This is a genomic window from Flavobacterium granuli (genome assembly GCF_031456055.1).
In the GTDB taxonomy this organism is placed as follows: Bacteria; Bacteroidota; Bacteroidia; order Flavobacteriales; family Flavobacteriaceae; genus Flavobacterium; species Flavobacterium granuli_A.
In genome coordinates this window covers 246642-268591 of sequence record NZ_JAVDTX010000004.1, presented here as the reverse complement: position 1 = coordinate 268591, position 21950 = coordinate 246642, and the positions used below count along the sequence as shown (strand labels likewise).

The window sequence follows — 21950 nt, the reverse complement described above, 5'->3', positions numbered from 1 at the left end:
CTCGATATGAAAAATTTACACGCAAAACTAAAGAAGGTTGATTACAAAAAAGTAAAATTTAAAGTTACTAAAACACAGCACCTTTTGATTAAAGCAAAAATCAATGACGTAAAAGGAAATTTTATACTGGATACAGGTGCCTCGAATAGCTGTGTGGGATTTGAAAGCATCGAATATTTTGCTTTGGAAGCCAAAAATTCCAAAACCAAAGCTTCAGGTGCCGGAGCAACGGGAATGTTGACACAAGTATCCTCCAACAATAAACTTCAATTAAACAACTGGAAACAGAATAAATTTGATTTGGTGATCTTCGATTTGTCACATGTAAATGAGGCCTTAAGCCATTATAAAGTAAAACCTGTTCATGGCATCATTGGTGCCGATGTTTTAATGAAAGGGAAGGGAATCATTGATTACTTTAATCATTGTTTATATTTGAAGTAGTATACTTTTTCAATGAAAAATAAGACACAATCCCACTAACCATCATCAATAAACCACCCAGAACAAATGGCATTCCTGCAAATTCAAATGGTGAGTCTTTATGTGTGAAATAATAAAAAAGGCTCGACATTACTGGGGGGCCAATAATGGTTGCAGCACTCATTAAACTCGCAATTGTTCCTTGAATTTCTCCTTGCTCTGATGGCAAAACATGATTCGAAATTATAGCCCTCAATGCGGGACCAGCAATCCCCGCAAGACAATACGGAATCAGAAAGAGAAACATCATCCAACTTTCTGAAGCAAAAGCAAACAAAAACATTCCAATAGTATATAATGTCATTCCAATGTAAATACTTTTTTCATTTCCTAATTTTCGGCTAGTCCATCGTATCAATCCTCCTTGAACAAGACTTACTAAAACACCAACAACACCGAGTGAAATTCCGACCATTTTTTCGTCCCAATTAAATTTGTACATGGTAAAATAACTCCAATTGCTTTCTACAGCATGTGATGCAACATAGATCAAAAACAGAGCAAACAATAACCCATATAGAGAAGGGTATTTTTTTAAATTCAAAAAGGCTCCAATTGGATTGGCTCTTTTCAAATTTACTGGTCTTCTGTTTTCTTTTGACAATGATTCTGGCAAAATAAAATAACCGTACAAGAAATTCAGCATGCACAAAACTGCTGCTGCGTAAAAAGGGATTCTAGAACCGTAATGCCCCAAAACGCCCCCAATCACTGGCCCAATTATAAACCCCAAACCAAAAGCCACACCAATCATCCCAAAATTCTTGGCTCTATTCTCTGGTGTACTCACATCGGCTATATATGCCGAAGCTGTTGAGATACTTGCTCCTGTTAATCCCGCAATTATTCTTCCTACAAACAGCCATGTAATCGTTGGAGCAAATGCTAACAATATATAATCTAATGAAAAAGCAAAAAGCGAAATTAGAATTATAGGTCTTCTCCCAAATTTATCACTCAAGTTTCCAATTAGAGGCGCAAACATAAATTGGGTTATTGCATACGCAAAAGTTAACCAACCACCGTATTTTGCTGCTTCACTGACATCTCCATGTATTAATTCTTTAATCAATTTTGGAATAACAGGAATGATAATTCCCCAGCCCGTAATATCGATTAACATTGTAATGAAGATAAAGCTGATAGCGGCTTGTTTTTTGCTTGATGCCATAAATATTTTTTAGTGAGGCAAATAAACAAAAAATCCGTTTAGAGATGTTTCTAAACGGATTTTTTTATTTTAAGAAATATACTTAATTACAATTCCAATGCTTTTTTAGCGTTACCACCCATCAACAATTCTAATGGGTTTTCTAAAGCTTCTTTTACAGCAACCAAGAAACCAACAGACTCACGACCATCAATGATTCTGTGGTCATAAGAAAGTGCTACATACATCATTGGGTGAATTTCCACTTTACCATTTACAGCAATCGGACGCTCGATAATGTTGTGCATTCCTAAAATTCCAGATTGAGGAGGATTGATGATTGGAGTAGACAACATAGATCCAAATACACCACCGTTAGTGATTGTAAAAGTACCACCTGTCATATCGTCAACTGTAATTTGTCCATCACGAGCTCTAAGTGCTAATCTTTTAATTTCTGCTTCAACTCCACGGAAAGTCAAGTTTTCAGCATTACGAACTACAGGAACCATAAGTCCTTTTGGTCCAGAAACAGCGATAGAGATATCTGCAAAATCAAAAGCGATTTTGTGATCACCATCCATCATTGAGTTTACGTCTGGATACAATTCTAAAGCTCTAGTAACGGCTTTAGTAAAGAAAGACATATATCCTAAACCAAGTCCACCATGTTTTGCTTTGAATGCATCTTTGTATTCGTTACGAATCAAGTTGATTGGCGTCATGTTCACTTCATTGAAAGTAGTCAACATTGCAGTTTCGTTTTTAGCTGCAACTAATCTTTCAGCTACTTTACGACGCAACATAGATAATTTCGTTCTTTCAGTACCCCGAGAACCACCTGTTGGAGTTCCCATTGAAGGCACAGCATTTACAGCATCATCCTTTGTGATTCTTCCAGCTTTTCCAGTTCCTGTTACAGAAGATGGAGCTATGTTTTTCTCATCCAATATTTTTTTCGCCGCTGGAGATGGTGTTCCTGCAGCATAAGATGCAACTGGTGCAGGCGCTGCTGCTACTGGAGTCGGAGCCACTGGTGCAGGTGCAGGTGCTGCTTTTGGAGCTTCAGCTGCCGCAGGTGCAGAACCTGATGGTTTTGCTCCATCAGTATCAATAAGACAAACTACTGCCCCAACTGCTACTGTGTCACCTTCTTCTGCTTTTAACGTGATAATTCCGCTCAATTCAGCTGGTAATTCAAGTGTTGCTTTATCAGAATCAACCTCAGCAATCGCTTGGTCTTTTTCTACATAATCTCCATCCTTTACTAACCAAGTTGCAATTTCTACTTCTTTAATTGATTCCCCTGGTGATGGGACTTTCATTTCTAAAATCATGTCTTATTATTTTAAATTATGAATTTTAAATTTTAAATTGTTCTAAAAACAACTTCTGTTTATTCTTATTGTTCTTTCTAGCCCTGATGGAAACGGCATCCTTTTTCTTTTTTCTTTAAAAAGAAAAAGATATAGTGTACAGCAGGAAATAGCTCCTAATTATCTAAATAAATTTTTATCAAACACCATTCTGATAGCATCTGCATGACGACGTTTTGCTCTTGTGTAACTTCCTGATGCCGGTGCTGCATATGCTTTTAATGAAGCCAATCTCCATTTGATAAAATCGAAATTCATCAACATAAAGCTGTAAGCTCCCATGTTTTTAGGCTCTTCTTGTGCCCAAACATAATCATCAGCGTTTGGATATTTAGCGATAATTGCTTTGATTTGTTCTGCTGGGAAAGGGAATAATTGCTCGATACGAACAACTGCAACATCTTTTCTTCCGTTGTTTTCTCTTTCGGCAGTAATATCATAATAGAATTTACCTGTAACGAAAACCAATGTTTTCACATCTTTTTTGTTTACTGTTTCGTCATCGATAGTTTCTTGGAAGCTTCCTTTTGCTAATTCTTCTACAGTTGAAACGCATCTTGGATCACGCAATAAACTCTTTGGAGAGAATACAACTAGTGGCTTACGGAAAGTCGTTTTCATTTGTCTTCTCAACAAGTGGAAGAAGTTGGCTGGCGTAGTACAATCGGCAACATACATATTATGTCTGGCGCAAAGCTGTAAGTAACGCTCCATTCTTGCAGAAGAGTGTTCTGCTCCTTGTCCTTCGTATCCGTGTGGCAATAATAAAACAATTCCGTTTTGATTGTTCCATTTGTCTTCTCCACAAGAAATATATTGGTCAATCATAATTTGGGCTCCGTTGCTGAAATCTCCAAATTGTGCTTCCCAAATAGTCAATGCATTTGGATTTGCCAAAGCGTAACCATAATCAAAACCAAGAACTCCGTATTCAGACAAGTGTGAATTGAAAATATTGAAGTTTCCTTTTTTGTTTTCGATAGCGTTCAATAAAATCACTTCTTCTTCAGAATCTTCTACTTTAACTACGGCGTGACGGTGAGAGAATGTACCGCGCTCAACGTCTTGACCTGAAATACGAATATCAAATCCTTCACTCAAAAGAGAACCATAAGCTAGTGTTTCAGCAGTTCCCCAATCTACAGTATTGTTGTCGTATCCTGCTTTTCTATCAGAAACAATTTTGCTTATTTTGTTAATGAATTTCTTGTCAGATGGCAAAGTCGATACCGTTTTGATAATAGAATCTAATGATTTTTTAGCATAAGCAGTATCTACTTTTTGCAACATCACAACATCAGAAACTTGCTTGAATCCTTTCCATTCATTTTGCATAAATGGTGTAATGATTGTCAAGTCTTTTTTGCGTGAAGCTTCTAAATTTTCTTCAAGATCTGCTTTATATTCTTTTTCCAAAGCATTTACAAAAGAAGCATCAATAACACCTTCCGTTAATAATTTCTCTGCATAAATATCTCTCGGATTTTGATGTTTTGCAATGATTTTATATAAAACAGGTTGTGTAAAACGAGGTTCATCACCTTCGTTATGACCGTATTTTCTGTATCCCAATAAATCTATAAATACATCACGACCATACTTCATTCTGTAATCCAAAGCAAAAGACACAGCATGCACAACAGCTTCAGCATCATCAGCATTAACGTGCAATACTGGTGAAAGTGTTACTTTGGCAACATCTGTACAATAAGTGGATGAACGAGCATCTAGATAATTAGTTGTAAAACCAACTTGGTTATTGATTACAATATGAATTGTACCGCCTGTTTTGTATCCATCAAGCAAAGACATTTGAATGATTTCATACAAAATCCCCTGACCTGCAATTGCAGCATCACCGTGAACGGCGATTGGCAAGACTTTAGAGAAATCATCTGGGAAATATTTATCTTGTTTTGCTCTTGTAATTCCTTCGATTACTGCACCTACTGTTTCAAGATGCGAAGGGTTTGGAGCTAAATTGATGTTGATTTTTTTACCAGATTTAGTTACTTTATCGGCAGTAAGACCTAAGTGGTATTTAACGTCACCGTCAAAGTATTCTTGGTCGTAATCTTTTCCGTCAAATTCACCGAAGATATCTTGAGTTGATTTTCCGAAAATGTTAGCCAAAACGTTCAAACGTCCACGGTGAGCCATTCCCATTACAAACTGCTCAACTCCTTGTTCGGCTGCTTTTTCAATCAAAGCGTCAAGAGCTGGAATTACAGATTCTCCTCCTTCTAATGAGAAACGTTTTTGTCCTACATATTTAGTATGCAAAAAGTTCTCGAAAGAAACTGCTTGATTTAGTTTATTTAAGATTGTTTTCTTTTCCTCAACAGAGAAATTAGGCTGATTATTGTTTACGCCTAGTTTGTCCTGAATCCATTTTACAACACCAGGATTTCTGATATACATATACTCAACACCAATGTATTGACAGTAAATAGCTTGAAGGCGCGTTACAATATCCTGCAAAGAACATGGTGGAACACCAATTACTTGAGCAGCATCAAAAACTGTTGAAAGATCAGCAGTTGTTAATCCAAAGTTTTCAATATCCAAAGTAGGTGTATATGTTCTACGATCACGAACCGGATTTGTTTTTGTGAATAAATGTCCACGAGTGCGGTATCCATCAATTAATTTTAAAACATTGAATTCCTTTTGCAACTTGTCTGAAACTAAACTGCAGTCAGCATTGCTCTCCACATATTCAACAATTCGCTGAACAGGATTTTCATCATTATATGTGGTCATTCCAAAGTCAAAACCTTGAAAAAAACTTCTCCAACTTGGCTCTACGCTATCTGGACTTTCTAAATATTGATCGTATAATTGTGCGAAAAATTCTGTATGTGCTGCGTTTAAAAATGAAAACCTATCCATAATCTTATTGAATATACTTTTTGTTAAATAGTTCGGCAAAAATACAATAAACCAATTTATTTAAATCTTTTTTTTACGTACTTTTACGTAAAATTATGTTAAAAAAAACAGCCTAACATGAAAAAATACACCTTTTCTTCCCTAACAAAGACTCTTTTGATGGTTATGGCCTTATTCTTTTACGAAAACGTAATAGCTCAATACCAACAACCTCCGCAGTCGAGAAGTCCCTTTTGGGAAAATGTACAATTTGGGGGTGGATTAGGATTGAGTTTCGGCAGCGGATACACTGATATCTCAATTGCACCGAGTGCAATTTATAACGTGAATCCTTATTTGGCGGTTGGTTTAGGTCTTCAGGGAAGTTACGTTTCTTCCAAAGGATATTACGATTCCGGAATTTACGGCGTAAGTTTTTTGACATATATCAATCCAATTCCTCAAATTCAGCTTTCGATAAATTTGAATGAATCCTATGTTAATAACCATTACGATGCCTATTATGATCAAAGAGCCTACACTGACAGTTTTTGGAATACTGCTTTGTTCCTTGGAGCAGGTTATCGCACTGGAAATGTAACGGTAGGACTAGCCTATAATGTATTATTTGACGAAAATGACAATGTGTATGGAGATGCACTTACTCCGTTTGTGAGGGCTTATTTTTAGCATTGAAGTCGCTAAGTTACTGAGACACTAAGCTTCTAAGGCAAAAAGACTCTTTCAAACTCATAGCATCTCAGAAACTTAGATTCTTAGAGACTTACTTATACTTATTTCTAAACCAAACCTTTTGCCATTCTCTTTTTAAAATCAAAAAAGCGACTTGTTCTGCAAGAATCACTAAATCGGAGCCATCTAGTTTTTTGATTTCCTCTTCAGAAACATCAATGATGTATAGTAAATTGAGATACTCGGCAAATTTGTACTGAATGAGTCTATAGATTTTCTCGTGCAGTTGAATTTTTAATTCCTCTGGAGTAATACTTTTTGGAAAATCAATTGCTTCATTAGCCAAATTAAAATCCTTATTCAATTGAACAATCAAATTATCATAAAGCGTTTCATTATTAGCTTCCTGAAGTAGTAAATCGGTATTTGCGGGTGCTATAAACATATTTTCAATTTCAAAATTCCATGACAATTATTATACATTTCTCCCCATCAGGTTTTCACCAAAAGTCCTTAGCATTTCTTTTTTAGAGAATTCGATATCCATCTTTTCTAAGGTTTCAAATGCCTTAAATGTATATTCTTTAATCGCTTCTTGAGTTGCTTTTGACGCTCCCGATTCGTTAAAAATTGCTTTTACCGTTTCTATTTTCTCTGTATTTTCATCTAATTGCAAGGTGAATAATTCCTCTATTTCTAAAACTTTTTCAGGAGTTGAAAATTCTAATGTTTTTAAATACAAATAGGTTTTTTTATTTTCGATAATGTCCCCTCCTACTTGTTTCCCAAAAGTTTCCGGATCACCAAAAGCGTCTAAATAATCATCTTGCAATTGAAAAGCCAACCCTAAATTGAGTCCGAAATCATAAATTAAATTGGCATTTTCTTCGGATGTATTAGCAATAATAGCACCCATTTTCATCGCAGCAGCCACCAAAACAGCTGTTTTGTATTCAATCATTTTGAGATATTCCGGAATGGTAACGTCTTTTCGGGTTTCAAAATCAACATCCCATTGCTGGCCTTCACAAACTTCGAGGGCAGTTTTGCTAAATAATTTAGCCAAATCTCTGAAAACAACTGGTTCGTATTGTTCAAAATATTGATAAGCCAAAATCAGCATGGCATCACCCGATAAGATTCCGGTATTGATGTCCCATTTTTCATGAACAGTTGACGAACCTCTTCTTAAAGGCGCATCATCCATAATATCGTCATGAACCAGCGAAAAATTATGAAAAACCTCAACCGCCATAGCCGCTGGAAGTGCTTCTTTATAATCAGCATCAAAAATTTCTGAGGTCATTAAAGTCAGAACCGGGCGCATTCTTTTGCCACCAAGTTCTAAAATGTATTCAATAGGTTCATATAAGTTTTTAGGCTCTTTGTTTACGCTTTGTTTTTTTAAATAACTAACAAAAAAATCTTGGTACTGACTGATATCGTGCATAAAATGAAAATCTGATTTGCGAGGCTCAAAGATACAATTCAAATATGAATTATTGCTTTGCAAATATCAGTAAAATAGAGTCATAGTTTTTGCTTATAAAATTATTTAAAAAAAACACAGGAAACTTTATTGGTATTTAAAGTTTCCTGTTTACATTTGCAAAATCAAAAACATTAGAAACTTAATTGGTGTTCAAAGTTTCCTAAATACATTTGCAAAATCAAAATATCACAAAACCAAACACAAGTAAGAACATTACTAAAAAGAAGAATCATGGAAAATGAATGGGAAATTGATTCAAACGAATCAGATGTGTTAATAAAATCTAGACGTTCTCTTATTGGCTATATGCCCGGAAACAAAAACAATTTCAAAGGACACGTTGCCATAGAAAACGACCAAGTTGAAGACGCTTCAATAGAATTTTCACTAAATATGAATGACAAAGAATTGAATTCCAACCAAACAAATAAGGATTTAAAATTCATTGATCTTTTTGAAGAAGACGAAGCTCCGCTTATACAATTCAAATCGACATCATTTCAGAAGATCAATAAAAACATAAACTTTTTGAAAGGCTTTTTGACAATCAAAAACATTACCAAAGTGGTTGAATTGGATACCGAATTTATCGGCTTCAACAACTACAATGGCGTTCAAAAAGCTTCTTTTGAAATTACGGGAAACATCAACCGTAAAGAATTTGGACTGAATTACAATATCCTTTCGCCAAATGGGGGCTACCCTATCAGCAAAGACATTAAACTTATTGCCAACTTAGAATTTACACATTAGGAAAAAAAATACTCAAAAAAACATATTAAACAGCCCAAAATCTTTTAACAACTAACTTTTACTGTATTATTTAATTTAAGTTACAATAAGTTACTCATAAAAATGAAAGATAAAATTATTTCAAAAGCAACGGAACTCTTCTTAAAAATCGGTTTTAAGAGCGTAACCATGGATGATATTGCAAACGAAATGTGCATATCAAAAAAAACGATCTACAAGTTTTTCTGCAATAAAGAAATCCTTATCGCGGAAAGCACTGAGATGGTTCATAAAACCATTCATGAAAGCATTGATACAATCGCTGCAAAAAACTATAATGCTATCAAAGAAAATTTTGAAATCAAAAAGATGTTCAAAGAAATGTTTAAATCTGGGGAAACTTCACCAGCTCATCAATTGAAAAAGCATTACCCTGAAATCTATGACAAAGTAATGTCTAGGGAAATAAACGAATGCAACACCGTCTTTAAACAAAATATTGAAAAAGGGATTGAACAGGGTTTGTACCGAGAAAATTTGGACATCGACATCTATGTTAAATTTTATTACAACCTTATTTTCAGTATTCACGGAATGACGAGTTCTGAAAAAGAATCACAGGAATTAGAACTTGAAGCTTTAGAGTATCATACTAGAGCCATGGCAACACCAGCAGGAATCATCGAATTAGAAAAACAAATGCAAAACGCTAATATATAAACAATCAATGAAAAAAATAACCCTATTACTTCTGTGCTCAATTGGACTCACAGCCAATGCACAGGTACAAACTTTAACCTTAAAGGACGCTGTAAATTACGCGTTGGTAAATAAGGCGGATGCTAAAAAAGCAAAATTAGATATTGAAAATAACAATTACCAAATAGAAGAAATACGTTCCAGAGCTTTGCCACAAATCTCGGCAAACGGAAGTTTAATTTACAATCCAGTGTTACAAACTAATGTACTAGACGGTGCAATGTTTGGACAGCCTGGACAATCGATTCAAGTTGCTTTTGGACAAAAATGGACTTCGGGAGCTGGAGTTTCACTCTCACAAACGCTTTTTGACCAATCTGTTTTCACAGGTTTGAGAGCAGCTCAAACGACTCGTGAGTTTTATCAATTAAATAATCAATTAACAGAAGAACAAGTAATTGAAAGAGTTGCCACTAGTTATTACAATGTCTATGTATTAAGAGAAAGATTGACTTTAATAGATAGTAATTATGCAAATACTGCAAAAGTTCGCAACATCGTAAAAGGGCAATTTGACAATGGTTTAGCCAAAAAAATTGATCTAGATCGTATCGTTGTAAAAATGTACAATATAGATACTGATCGCGAGCAAGTAAGAAACCAGGTTCAGCTACAAGAAAACGCATTGAAATTTTATATGGGAATGCCAATTGAAACAAAAATTGAAATCCCAAGAACCCAATTTGAAGTTTCTCCACAAGTCTTGGCAGAAGCACCAAATACTGCAAACAGATCTGAATACTTACTCATGAAAAAACAAGAGGAGTTATTGGAGTTCCAAAAAACTGCAGTTGAAGCGGAATATTACCCAACACTTTCATTAGTAGCTGGATATAATTTCTTAGGTCAAGGTCCAGAAGTACCCCTTTTTGCAAAACCTGCAGATGGCGTCTATTGGTCGGATTACTCTTCGGTTGGATTAAATTTAAAAGTTCCAATTTTTACTGGATTTGGAACACGCGCTAGAGTAAGACAAGCTGACGTAGACATCAGAAGACAACAAGAAGACATCAAAGACACGCAACTTTCCCTTGATTTAGAATACATAAATGCCAAAACTCAAATTGAGAATAACATTATAACCATTAAAAATCAAAAAGAAAATATGATTTTGGCTGAAAATATATTGAAAAACACCAAAAACAATTATTTACAAGGGCTTGCCTCTTTGACTGATTTATTGGACGCACAAACTGCCAATATAGAAGCAGAAAACAATTATACAAGAGCAATATTAGCTTATAAAATTGCAGAAATAACATTAATCAAAACTAAAGGAGAACTTAAAACCCTAACAAACTAAAACAAAATGAAAAAAAATATAATAATAGTAGTCGTTATTTTAGGAGCATTAGCACTTATTGCTGTTAAATTGAATAAGAATAAAGCAGAAAACATAGCTAAAACTGATATTGTTGCTGAAAAAAATGCATCTGTATCCGTAAAAACGGCTCAAGTAAAAACTGAAGATCTTTCATTGGATTTCTTAGCCAACGGAAATTTTCAGCCAATCCAAGAATTGACTTTTTCTGCTGAAAAATCAGGTAAAGTAATCAGTGTTTTGGTAAAAGAAGGTGATTATGTAAATGTTGGACAAGCAATGCTAATCGTTAGAAGTGATGTTATAAACGTTAATGCCCAAACAGCAAAAGCAGCTTATGACAATGCAAAATCTGATTATGACCGTTATCAAAATGCTTATAATTCGGGTGGAGTTACCAAACAACAATTAGATCAGGCAAAATTGGCTTTGACCAACGCTACTAACAGCTTGAAACAAGCAAACATCAACGTTGGAGATACCAAAGTAAAAGCTCCTATTAGCGGATTTATTAATAAAAAATTCATTGAGCCAGGTTCTATTTTAGCGGGAATGCCAGCAACTGCAATGTTTGAAATCGTGAACGTTTCTAAATTAAAACTTACTGTTAGTGTAAACGAAAGCCAAGTAGCAAGCTTGAAATTAGGAAACACGATAAATGTAACTTCAAGCGTATTTCCAGATAAAACATTTGCAGGAAAAATTACTTTTATTGCTGCAAAAGCAGATGAAAGCTTGAATTTCCCAATTGAAATTGAAATCTCAAACAATGCTGATAAAAGCTTAAAAGCGGGTATGTACGGGACTGCTAATTTTGGTTCTAAACAAAAACAACATTTAAAAGTAGTTCCTAGAAACGCTTTCGTAGGAAGTGTGAGCAGTAACGAAGTTTTTGTTGTAGAAAACGGAATCGCTAAATTGAAAAAAGTTACTTCTGGAAGAATTATAGGAGAACAAGTAGAAATAGTTGACGGATTATCTGATGGAGAAACTGTAATTATTACAGGACAAATTAACCTGCAAGACGGTAATGCAGTAGAAGTTATTAAGTAATCAAAAGCACTAAGCTATAAGCCATAAGCATTAAGCTTATTGCCTAAAGCCAAAAACCAAAAATATGAAATTAGCAGAAATATCCATAAAACGTCCGTCGATAATAATTGTATTATTTACGATTCTTACCCTTGGGGGACTGTTCAGCTATAGCCAATTGGGCTATGAATTGATTCCTAAATTCGAACAAAACGTAATCGCCATTTCAACCGTTTATCCTGGAGCTTCTCCAAGTGAGGTAGAAAACACAGTTACGAAAAAAGTGGAGGATGCCATCGCATCTTTGGAAAATATCAAAAAGATTGATTCTAAATCTTACGAAAGTTTGTCTGTAGTTACCGTTACGTTGACATCACAAGCAAAAATTGATATTTCGATGAACGATGCGCAACGAAAAATCAATTCCATCATCAGTGATTTACCCGATGATGCCAAAACACCATCTTTATCTAAATTCTCGTTGAGCGACTTACCAATTATGACCATTGGTGCCAACGGAAAAATGGACGAAGCAGCTTTTTATGATTTGATTGATAAAAAAATTGCTCCCGTTTTATCTCGTGTAACGGGTGTGGCGCAGGTAAATATTATTGGTGGTCAAGAACGTGAAATTCAAGTAAATCTTGATGCTGTAAAAATGCAAGGTTACGGACTTTCTGTACCGCAAGTACAGCAAATTATTTTGTCATCCAACTTGGATTTCCCAACAGGAAACATTCAAACTCGTGACCAAAAAATATTAATTCGTCTTGCCGGAAAATACAAGAATGTTGACGAATTAAGAAACTTAGTTGTTTCTTCTAAAGGCGGAATTGAAATCCGTTTGCAAGACATTGCCGATGTACAGGATGCTCAAAAAATTGCCGAGAAAATCTCTCGTGTCGATCAAAAAAGCGCCATTATTTTAACGGTAATCAAACAATCTGATGCGAATGCCGTTGCGGTAAGTGAGCAATTGAAACAAACGGTTAGTAAACTGGAAGCGGATTATAAAATCAATGAATTAAAATTAGAAATAGCAAAAGATAGTGCGATTTATACTCTTGAAGCAGCAGATTCTGTACTTCACGATTTAATGATTGCGGTAGTTTTGGTTGCCTTTGTAATGTTGTTCTTCCTTCACAGTATTCGTAACTCGTTAATCGTAATGGTTTCGATTCCTGCTTCGTTAATTGCAACTTTTATCGGAATCTATCTTTTAGGATACACATTGAACTTGATGAGTTTATTAGGACTTTCTCTTGTAGTTGGTATTCTGGTCGATGATGCAATTGTGGTATTGGAAAATATCTACAGGCACATGGAAATGGGTAAAAGTCGTATTCGTGCATCCTATGACGGTACTGCCGAAATTGGTGGAACTGTAACTTCGATTACATTGGTAATTGTGGTGGTGTTTTTACCAATCGCGATGAGTTCAGGATTGGTTTCTAATATCATTACGCAGTTTTGTGTTACTGTAATTATATCCACATTATTTTCATTGTTGGCTTCGTTTACTATCATTCCGTGGTTGTCTTCTCGTTTTGGAAAACTAGAACATATTGAAGGGAAAAACTTGTTCGGAAAAACTATTCTTGGATTCGAAAGTTTATTAACTCGTTTTACAGACTGGGTTTCCAATTTATTGAACTGGTGTTTGGATCATTATATCAAAACAATTGGAGTAGTTTTAATTTTGTTTTTCGGAACCATATTCAGTTTATTTGGTGGTGGATTTATTGGAGGTGAATTCTTTGCCTCATCCGATAGTGGTGAATTCTTAGTTCAAATCGAAATGCCAAAAGATGCTTCATTGGAACAAACCAACTTCATGACGCAAAAAGCAGAAGCTTATTTGAAAAATCAAGAGTACGTTCATAGTCAAATTACGACTGTAGGACAAACGAGTGAAGGTATGGGAGGCGCGCAAGCTACCGCATACAAAGCGGAGATTGACGTAAAAATGATTGAGAAATCAGAACGTTCAGATGATGCAGCTGTTTACGCAGCAAAAATCAAACGTAAATTAGAAAAAGTGTTAGTCGGTGCCAAAGTAAAAACAGTTCCGGTTGGTATTTTAGGTACTGCCGAAAATGCAAAACTTGGATTGATTGTAACAGGACCTTCTACCGAAGTTGCCATGGCTTTTGCCAAATTAGCCGAAGCTGAATTGCGTAGCATTCCAGGAGCAACCGAAATTAAATTGACCGTTGAAGATGGAAATCCAGAAATCGACGTACATGTGGATCGTGATAAAATGGCTGCATTGGGACTAACGCTACAAACAGTAGGTATGACGATGCAAACAGCTTATAGCGGAAACACAGACGGTAAATTTAGAGCTGGTGAATACGAATATGACATCAACATTAAATACAATGCTTTTGACAGAAAAAATATTACTGATGTTAGTAATCTAATTTTCATCAATAATGCTGGTCAACAAATTAAATTGTCTCAATTTGCTGCTATTACTGAAGGTTCAGGACCGAGCCAATTGGAGCGTCGCGACAAATCGGCTTCGGTAACGGTGCAAGGTCAAAATGTTGGGGTTCCAACTGGAACAATCGTAACGCAATGGCAAGCTAAATTAGACAAGCTTAAAAAGCCGGTTGGTGTAGATTACATCTGGGGTGGAGACCAAGAAAACCAAAGCGAAGGTTTTGGTACTTTGGGAATCGCTTTATTGGCCGCTATCATCTTGGTTTACCTTGTAATGGTTGGTTTGTATGACAGTTTTATGCACCCATTTGTAGTATTGTTTGCTATTCCACTTTCGTTTATTGGGGCTTTATTAGCATTGGCTTTAACCAATAAAACACTGAATATTTTCACCATTTTGGGTATCATTATGTTGATTGGTCTGGTGTGTAAAAATGCGATTATGCTTGTGGATTACACCAACCAAAGAAGAGCTGCTGGAGAAAGCATCAGAAGGGCATTGATTCAAGCTAATCACGCTCGTCTTCGTCCAATTTTGATGACGACAATTGCGATGGTTTTCGGTATGTTCCCAATTGCATTGGCTTCTGGAGCGGGTGCGGAATGGAAAACTGGTTTGGCTTGGGTAATTATTGGTGGATTGATTTCATCTTTATTCCTAACCTTGATTATCGTTCCTGTGATTTATGAAATCATGGAGAAAATCAAAGCTAGATTATCTAAAGGAGAAAAAGTGGATTATGAGGCAGAAATGGTTGCCGATTATGATCACAAAGAACTAAGCGAGGATGGTTTCAATCCAAAGCATACGGTTTAAAAATAGGTTGCTTACTAATTCAAAAAGGGCTTTCAATATATTTGAAAGTCCTTTTTTATTGTCAGTATTCACGAGCGAAAAACCAGAAACCCTTGTTCGGCGCTCATTTTTTCGATTCAAAATAATCTACAACCATTTTTTTCTCTTAAAATAGATATAAGGCAAGACAGCCGCAAATACCATTGCAATTACTGCCAAAGGATATCCAAAATGCGCTCGAAGTTCAGGCATATTCTCAAAATTCATCCCATAAAGTCCCGCAATAAATGTTGGCAGAGAGATACAAACCGTAACCACGGTAAGCGTTTTGAAAATATGATTTTGTTCCAAATCAATTTTATTCGACACATTTTCCTTTAGGTCATCTAAGCGGTCAAAATTAAATTGGATGTAATCCGAAACTACAGATAAATCATTGAGTTCCGATTCAATGGTTTCTTTTATATCATTTTTTTGCTGCCAAGAACTTTTCTTATACAAGTTGAAGACTCGCGTAGTTTCAAGTAAACATTCTTTCAAGAGCAAATTGTTGAAATTATATCTTGTGATAAGATCCATAACTTCTGCAGAGAATTTTTTCTCCAATAAGATGGTACTCGCGAGAGCCTTTACCTTTTTGGTTTCGCTCTCAGTAATATCGGCGAAATAGTCGGAGATGAATTCAATCTGGAATTTTAAAATAGTCTTTGTATCTATTAATTGTTGTAATTGTAAAAATTTATATGAATACGTTTTATTGAAAAAAAGATCCACTCCCGAGTTGGAGAAGAAAAAAAGACCTTTGGAAGAAATTATAAAGAAAACAGGCGATTCAATCAGCTTTTTATCCTCGTCGTAATAAGGAATTGAAATATGAAAAGACACTTCATTATCATTTGACAAAAAGTGAGAACTGATCTCGATGTCCTCATAATGTTTCATTACCGAAAAATCGACTCCAAACTTTTCTTCAACCCAGTTTATTTCTTCATCTGTGTAATCAATAAATTGCATTACATGAAAATCCAAATTCTGATCCAGAATTTCACTAGGCCTATTTACTTTGATAAATTCTTTGTTCTTCAATAGAATTTCTATCATAATTTACTTTTATTAAAATGTTCTAATAATTAGGTTAGCGTGGATTTGTAATCCGTGCCCATTCCAATTATCAAGTTCAACTTGTTTTTATCATTGTTATTTTTATCACGCTCACTTTATCGATATACTTTGTGGCACGGATTGCAAATCCACGCTATCGGACATCAGAGTTTCAAACCTTAGCTGTTAACTCCTGAAACATTATTTAGATTTAAACTCTTTTTCAATTTTCCATTGTGAAATTTCTGGTGGGCCTGCTAAAAATGTTCTTGAATCTCCTATGAATTTTTGTAGATGTGGCGTTGTCATATGAGTAGTATTATAATAAGTTTCATCGCCCCATTCTTCATAAAGTAAAATCTTAGATTCATCTTTTGAATCAACATGCAGTTTGATATTTACAAAATGTGGTTCAAGTTTCACATTTTCTATTAGTTCAGTTAAGCCAGCGATAACTTCTCCCCTCTTTAATGGTAGTGCTTTGTATTGAACAAGAACAATTAGATTTTTTTGATTGTTGTCTTTTATCATAATTTCCTTTTTATTAAGATTACCCGATAATGCGTATTCAAATCGTTTGTACGATGCTGGCGGTTATGTTTTGGAAACAAAATCCACCATCCATTCAATACCGTATTTATCTCTAAACATTCCAAAATAAGAACCCCAAGGGCTGTCACCAATAGGGTATTCAACATTTCCGCCTGCCGAAAGTCCGTTAAACAGCTTGTCGGCTTCTTCACGACTTCCTGCACTAATAGATATTTTAGATCTGTTTTCATTTTCATTTACTGGCCCCATACTTTCTGGAACATCATTGCCCATTAAAAAATTTTGACCAATAGATAAAGCAATGTGCATTATTTTATTTGCTTCCTTTTCTGGTATTGGATATTCATCGTTCGACATCTCTTTGAAACGAACAATTCTTTCGAACTCTCCACCAAATACTGATTTGTAAAAATTAAATGCTTCTTCGGCATTTCCGTTGAAGTTAACGTGAGGATTGATAAGTGCCATAATTTCTATTTTTTTAAATTTATTTAAGCAATACTAGCTGACCTGAATGGTATTGCAAATGGGATGTTCTGGTGATAATGATATTTAACTTATTGCGATGCGGTTCATTGACAAAATCTTCGGCAGATACTGCGGTATGTTTTTCAAACCATTCTTCCGGTTTCAAACTGTCAAATTTTTGCTTTAACACTTCACATTGTTTAGTCCAAAAACTTCTCAATTCTGCTGCCGTTGGAATTTGCGTTACTACTTTGTCAGGCGATTTAATAAACGGCTCATACAATTCGGGATAAAGCTTTTCGCCCAAATCTAATAGTTTCAGCATTTCGTCGTGCACTGCAATTAAATGTCCCAATAAATAAACTCCTCTGTTTTTGCCCGGTGCAATTTCTTTTTGCAAAGTTTCGTCAGTTAAGTTACTAAGAATTGCATTCAAATTCGTAATGGATCCATACCATCTGTCGAATGTCATTTTTAGAAATAATTCTGTTGTTGCCATCTTATTAATTTTATTTTTTGAGTTGTTATAAATAGTTCTTTTAAATTTCATCTCTCCTTAAGCTCCCATCGTACCTGTCTCAACTTCTCCAGCACGCTTGTAATTGGCTAAGATCACTCCGGTCGGCGTAACCAAACTCTTTGTTAAAGTATAGGCTGCCGGAATTGAACCATCATCAAACAACTTTTTTCCTACGCCAAGAATCAATGGGTGAATTTTGAGGCTAAGTTCGTCCACCAAATCATTCTTAAGTAACAGTTGAATAAGTTTACTGCTACCCCAAACTTGAATATCAAAACCCTTTGAATTTTTGAGCTTTTTTATATCTTCCAAACTTTCGATAAACACAGTGTTCTTCCAGTCTGATGTTGTAACGGTATTGGACAGCACGTATTTTGTGCCATCATTGATACCAGGCCAATATTCCGCGTGTTCAGGCCAGTAGGCTTCCCAAATCTCAAATGTTTTCCTTCCTAAAAGATAATCTACAGGTTGTTCCAGTTCTTTTTGCACCACCTTGCCCCCAACTTCATCATCATACGGCGCACTCCAACCGCCATATTTAAAGCCTTTTGATGGATCTTCCTCAGGTCCACCGGGTGCTTGCATTACTCCATCTAATGAAATAAAAGACAAAACAATTATTTTTCTCATGATTATTATAATTTGAGTTCTAAACAAAAAACACAATGTCAATGTATACGAATGTGACAATCATAGAGGCTGCAGATTTATTGTTGTCCTAAACAATTTTAATAGTAGCACATCATCTGCCTTTACTCCAAAACCCTGTTAGCGGTTCATTGTTTTTATTCACTTTTCGGTTCGTAGTAAAGTATTACTGCACCACCACTAAAGGTTTTAGTCTTTACGAGTTTAAAAACAGTCCTATCGTTTACATTTTCAAATAACGGTAAACCTGCACCCGCTATAACAGGGTAAACACAAAATTGATATTCATCAATCAAATTAAGTTTCATTAGCTGGATAATTAAACTCCGACTGCCGACAAAAATGGGTGCACCAGATTGTTGTTTGAGTTCTAAAACTTCTTTTTCAATCGGTTGATTTGACAATTTTGCACTGTCCCAATCTGTATTTTTCAGCGTATGCGAAAAGACAATTTTTGGAATTTTGTCAATAGCTATAGCAAAGTCGTCCATTGATTTTTCACCTGAAGGATTTTTAATCAGAGTTTGCCAATATTGCATAAGTTGATAGGTTATTCTGCCGTATAGAATCGCATCCCCTTCTCTTAATAGTTCAGTATAATGCTGATGTATTTCTTCATCTGGCTGGCCTGCCGTATGATCGAAAACCCCGTCAAGTGTCATATTGATTGCAGCAATTATCTTTCTCATATCTTGTCCTTAATTGTCATTTGTTGTTGGTTATTTGCGAATATCTTACAATGACCGCAAACTCGTTTATAGCTCTTATAAAATCACTACTGCCCCTATTTTGGGTAGTTTAGTCTGACAAACAATTAGTTGTGTTTTAAATCTAAAATTAGGAAATAAAGTTACAAATAAGTTTTAGTGCTGTAACAATCAAAAGCTAATTACTTAATTTTTAACACTATCCGTAAAAAAAATAATGGAAACTTATTTTGTTTTTAAAGTTTCCAATCTATATTTGTATTGCAAAATTATTACAAAACAGAAAACATGAAAAACGAATGGGAAATTGATTCCAACGAATCAGACGTGTTGATAAAGACGAGATATTCATTGATTGACTACATGTCTGGATCCAAAAATAATTTTAAAGGACACGTTGCTATACAAAACAACGAAGTCGAAGATGCCTTTATTGAATTTTCTTTGAAAGCGAACGACAAGAGCAAAAACTCAGACTTGAAATTAATAGACTTTTTTGACTATGATGAAACTCCCGTTATTCAATTCAAATCGACTTCTTTTCAAAAAATAAATAAAAATATCAATTTTCTAAAAGGACATTTGACTATCAAAAACATTACAAAAGAAGTAGAATTGGACACAGAATTCATTGGTTACAACAACTATAATGGAGTTGAAAAAGCATCATTTGAAATCACAGGAAATATCAACCGAAAAGACTTTGGACTTAACTATAATGCCTATTTCAATCATGGTGGATACCCAGTTGGTTCCGACATTAAACTTATAGCCAATTTAGAATTCGTTCATCAATAAAATAAATAGAAACCATATTAATAATTTTCCAATAAAAAACTAACCTACAGCAAAATACCACATAATTAAATGAAAGATAAAATCATATCCAAAGCAAGTGATTTATTTTTAAAACTTGGTTTTAAAAGTGTCACTATGGATGATATTGCAGGTGAAATGTGCATTTCCAAAAAAACGATTTACAAATATTTTTGCAACAAAGAAATATTGATCGAAGAAAGCACGGAAATGGTTCACAAAACCGTACATGAAGTCATAAATACAATTGTTGCCAAAGATCACAATGCAATTGAAGAGAATTTTGAGATTCGGAAAATGTTCAAGGAAATGTTCAAAGTTGCAGACACTTCACCTTTGTATCAATTAAAAAAACATTATCCTGAAATCTACCAAAAAGTAATGAGTAGAGAATTGGATCAATGTAATATGTGTTTTACACAAAACATACAAAAAGGAATTCAACAGGATTTATATCGAAAAGACCTTAATGTCGAAACTTATGTAAAATTTTATTACTCCTTAATTTTTAGCATCAAGGAGAATACAATTTCTGAAAGAGATGCGACAAAACTGGAACTTCAGGCACTGGAATACCACACCAGAGCTATGGCTACACTAAAAGGAATCGCCGAACTTGAAAAACAACTACTTAAAACCAACACATAATGAAGAATATTTTCATTTTAACCCTCACCTTTTTTGCCCTGTGTGTCAATGGCCAAGACTCGAAGAAGAGTTACTCCTTCACGTTACAGCAAGCCATAGACCACGCGCTTGAATACAATTACTCGGCCATCAATTCTGGTCGGGATATTGAAGCTGCCAAAGAAAAAAAATGGGAAACTACTGCTATGGGATTACCACAGATTAATGCCGGAGCAGATTTTACCAATAATTTTGTGCTGCAAAAATCAGTAGTGCCAGCCGAATTCTTTGGTGGAGAACCCGGAACTTATGCCGAAGTAGCTTTTGGAACTAAATACAACATGGTTGCCCGCTCTACATTGAGCCAGCTTATTTTTGACGGTTCTTATATAGTAGCACTTCAAGCTTCCAAAACCTATTTGGCCTACTATGAAAATGCCAAAAAAAGATCGGATATCGACATCAAGGAAATGATAATCAATTCTTATGGCAACGTTCTATTGGCGCAAGAAAACATAGCTATCCTTGAAAAGAATATTTCTTCACTACAAAAAACGCTAAACGACACTAGAGCAACTTATAAAAATGGTTTAATCGAAGAAGAAAGCGTTGAACAGCTGGAAATAAATCTAGCCTCATTAGAAAGCACCTTAAACTACAACAAGCGTTTGCTAGACATTACATATAAAATGCTTAAAATCAATTTGGGTATTGACATTAATGACCAAATCACATTGACTGATAAATTAGATATTTTGACTGTTCAAAATATGGATCTTTCTTTTTCTAATACAGAATTTGATGTGAACAGCAATATCGATTATAGAATAGCCACCAATTTTGAAGAACAAAGGACATTAGAATATAAACTTGAAAGAAGCAAAGCCTTGCCTTCATTAGCCGCCAATGTCAATTTTGGATACACCGCTTTTAAAGATGAGTTTGATTTTTTTAGTAAAAATCAAAACTGGTTTAACTATTCGAATCTAGGACTTAGTTTGAATATTCCAATATTCAGCAGTTTGGCTAGAAGTTCTAGAACACAGCAGGCAAAAATTGCTTTGGATCAGGCAAAAACCACATTAAGCGAAACGGAGCAAAAACTGAAATTGCAATATGCTACCGCAAAAACAGAATATGAATACAGCATAGCCGATTATGAAACTGCGAAAAGCAATTTGAATTTGGCTGAAAGAATTGAGAGAAAACAGCAAATCAAATTCACAGAGGGACTTTCCACCAGTTTTGATTTCAATGATGCGCAACGTCAATTGTACACCGCCCAACAAAAATACCTGCAGACAATGGTAGATATCATCAACAAAAGAGCCAGTTTAGAAAAAATAACAACCAAATAA

Annotated in this window: 21 protein-coding genes; 10 read left to right on the top strand and 11 right to left on the bottom strand. The window is 35.0% G+C overall.

From position 1 onward, the window contains the following. Window positions 1-6: 6 nt before the first annotated feature. A complete protein-coding gene (locus J2W95_RS10080) occupies window positions 7-444 on the top strand; it encodes a retropepsin-like aspartic protease (protein WP_310006542.1) in 438 nt (145 codons plus the stop codon). On the opposite strand, the gene J2W95_RS10075 is transcribed toward J2W95_RS10080, so the two are convergent. From J2W95_RS10075 to J2W95_RS10065, 3 genes are all read right to left on the bottom strand, one after another. Further along, complete coding sequence (locus J2W95_RS10075) at window positions 419-1654, bottom strand: TCR/Tet family MFS transporter (protein WP_310006540.1); 1236 nt, start codon at window positions 1652-1654, stop codon at window positions 419-421. The two genes, J2W95_RS10080 and J2W95_RS10075, sit on opposite strands and share 26 nt — an antisense overlap. A gap of 86 nt (window positions 1655-1740) precedes the next feature. Continuing rightward, complete coding sequence (gene odhB, locus J2W95_RS10070; protein WP_310006538.1) at window positions 1741-2970, bottom strand: 2-oxoglutarate dehydrogenase complex dihydrolipoyllysine-residue succinyltransferase; 1230 nt, start codon at window positions 2968-2970, stop codon at window positions 1741-1743. 159 nt (window positions 2971-3129) lie between these two features. Continuing rightward, window positions 3130-5901: a 2-oxoglutarate dehydrogenase E1 component gene (locus J2W95_RS10065; protein WP_310006536.1), complete on the bottom strand. Its 2772-nt coding sequence runs from the start codon at window positions 5899-5901 to the stop codon at window positions 3130-3132. A gap of 117 nt (window positions 5902-6018) precedes the next feature. Between J2W95_RS10065 and J2W95_RS10060 the strand changes: the two genes are divergently transcribed. Further along, on the top strand, window positions 6019-6570 hold the full coding sequence (locus tag J2W95_RS10060) for a hypothetical protein (RefSeq protein WP_310006534.1): 552 nt from the start codon (window positions 6019-6021) through the stop codon (window positions 6568-6570). Window positions 6571-6664: 94 nt separating this feature from the next. Here J2W95_RS10060 and J2W95_RS10055 read toward each other — a convergent pair whose 3' ends face one another. Together J2W95_RS10055 and J2W95_RS10050 are read right to left on the bottom strand one after the other, a co-directional pair. Next, complete coding sequence (locus J2W95_RS10055; protein ID WP_310006532.1) at window positions 6665-7018, bottom strand: hypothetical protein; 354 nt, start codon at window positions 7016-7018, stop codon at window positions 6665-6667. A 30-nt stretch (window positions 7019-7048) separates the two neighbouring features. Further along, window positions 7049-8023 (bottom strand): polyprenyl synthetase family protein, encoded by a 975-nt coding sequence (locus J2W95_RS10050; protein ID WP_310006530.1) that lies wholly within the window; start codon window positions 8021-8023, stop codon window positions 7049-7051. Window positions 8024-8296: 273 nt separating this feature from the next. On the opposite strand from J2W95_RS10050, the gene J2W95_RS10045 reads away from it, so the two are divergent. The 5 genes from J2W95_RS10045 to J2W95_RS10025 all read left to right on the top strand — a co-directional run bounded on the left by J2W95_RS10045 (window position 8297) and on the right by J2W95_RS10025 (window position 15171). Beyond that, entirely contained in the window at window positions 8297-8818 is a 522-nt protein-coding gene (locus J2W95_RS10045) for a YceI family protein (RefSeq protein WP_310006528.1), read from the top strand. Between the two features lie 102 nt (window positions 8819-8920). Next, window positions 8921-9517 carry a TetR/AcrR family transcriptional regulator gene (locus J2W95_RS10040; protein WP_310006526.1) on the top strand — a complete coding sequence of 199 codons (597 nt, stop codon included), beginning with the start codon at window positions 8921-8923 and terminating at the stop codon, window positions 9515-9517. Between the two features lie 7 nt (window positions 9518-9524). After that, a complete protein-coding gene (locus J2W95_RS10035; RefSeq protein WP_310006524.1) occupies window positions 9525-10859 on the top strand; it encodes a TolC family protein in 1335 nt (444 codons plus the stop codon). 6 nt (window positions 10860-10865) lie between these two features. Beyond that, complete coding sequence (locus J2W95_RS10030; RefSeq protein WP_310006522.1) at window positions 10866-11930, top strand: efflux RND transporter periplasmic adaptor subunit; 1065 nt, start codon at window positions 10866-10868, stop codon at window positions 11928-11930. A gap of 64 nt (window positions 11931-11994) precedes the next feature. Further along, window positions 11995-15171: an efflux RND transporter permease subunit gene (locus tag J2W95_RS10025; RefSeq protein ID WP_310006520.1), complete on the top strand. Its 3177-nt coding sequence runs from the start codon at window positions 11995-11997 to the stop codon at window positions 15169-15171. 126 nt (window positions 15172-15297) lie between these two features. On the opposite strand, the gene J2W95_RS10020 is transcribed toward J2W95_RS10025, so the two are convergent. The 6 genes from J2W95_RS10020 to J2W95_RS09995 all read right to left on the bottom strand — a co-directional run bounded on the left by J2W95_RS10020 (window position 15298) and on the right by J2W95_RS09995 (window position 19131). Beyond that, window positions 15298-16251: a CorA family divalent cation transporter gene (locus J2W95_RS10020; protein WP_310006518.1), complete on the bottom strand. Its 954-nt coding sequence runs from the start codon at window positions 16249-16251 to the stop codon at window positions 15298-15300. Between the two features lie 201 nt (window positions 16252-16452). Continuing rightward, window positions 16453-16782 carry a putative quinol monooxygenase gene (locus J2W95_RS10015; protein ID WP_310006516.1) on the bottom strand — a complete coding sequence of 110 codons (330 nt, stop codon included), beginning with the start codon at window positions 16780-16782 and terminating at the stop codon, window positions 16453-16455. 63 nt (window positions 16783-16845) lie between these two features. Continuing rightward, window positions 16846-17271 carry a VOC family protein gene (locus J2W95_RS10010; RefSeq protein WP_310006514.1) on the bottom strand — a complete coding sequence of 142 codons (426 nt, stop codon included), beginning with the start codon at window positions 17269-17271 and terminating at the stop codon, window positions 16846-16848. 19 nt (window positions 17272-17290) lie between these two features. Further along, window positions 17291-17770, bottom strand: coding sequence for a DinB family protein (locus J2W95_RS10005; RefSeq protein WP_310006513.1), 480 nt, complete (start codon window positions 17768-17770; stop codon window positions 17291-17293). 57 nt (window positions 17771-17827) lie between these two features. Then, window positions 17828-18424, bottom strand: a complete 597-nt coding sequence (locus J2W95_RS10000) for a dihydrofolate reductase family protein (protein ID WP_310006511.1) — start codon at window positions 18422-18424, stop codon at window positions 17828-17830. Window positions 18425-18579: 155 nt separating this feature from the next. After that, window positions 18580-19131, bottom strand: a complete 552-nt coding sequence (locus J2W95_RS09995; RefSeq protein WP_310006509.1) for a dihydrofolate reductase family protein — start codon at window positions 19129-19131, stop codon at window positions 18580-18582. 306 nt (window positions 19132-19437) lie between these two features. Here J2W95_RS09995 and J2W95_RS09990 point away from each other — a divergent pair, with 306 nt between their 5' ends. From J2W95_RS09990 to J2W95_RS09980, 3 genes are all read left to right on the top strand, one after another. Further along, window positions 19438-19947: a YceI family protein gene (locus tag J2W95_RS09990; RefSeq protein ID WP_310006507.1), complete on the top strand. Its 510-nt coding sequence runs from the start codon at window positions 19438-19440 to the stop codon at window positions 19945-19947. A 69-nt stretch (window positions 19948-20016) separates the two neighbouring features. Continuing rightward, complete coding sequence (locus J2W95_RS09985; protein WP_310006505.1) at window positions 20017-20613, top strand: TetR/AcrR family transcriptional regulator; 597 nt, start codon at window positions 20017-20019, stop codon at window positions 20611-20613. Beyond that, a complete protein-coding gene (locus tag J2W95_RS09980) occupies window positions 20613-21950 on the top strand; it encodes a TolC family protein (protein WP_310006503.1) in 1338 nt (445 codons plus the stop codon). The genes J2W95_RS09985 and J2W95_RS09980 overlap by 1 nt, the downstream gene beginning before the upstream one ends.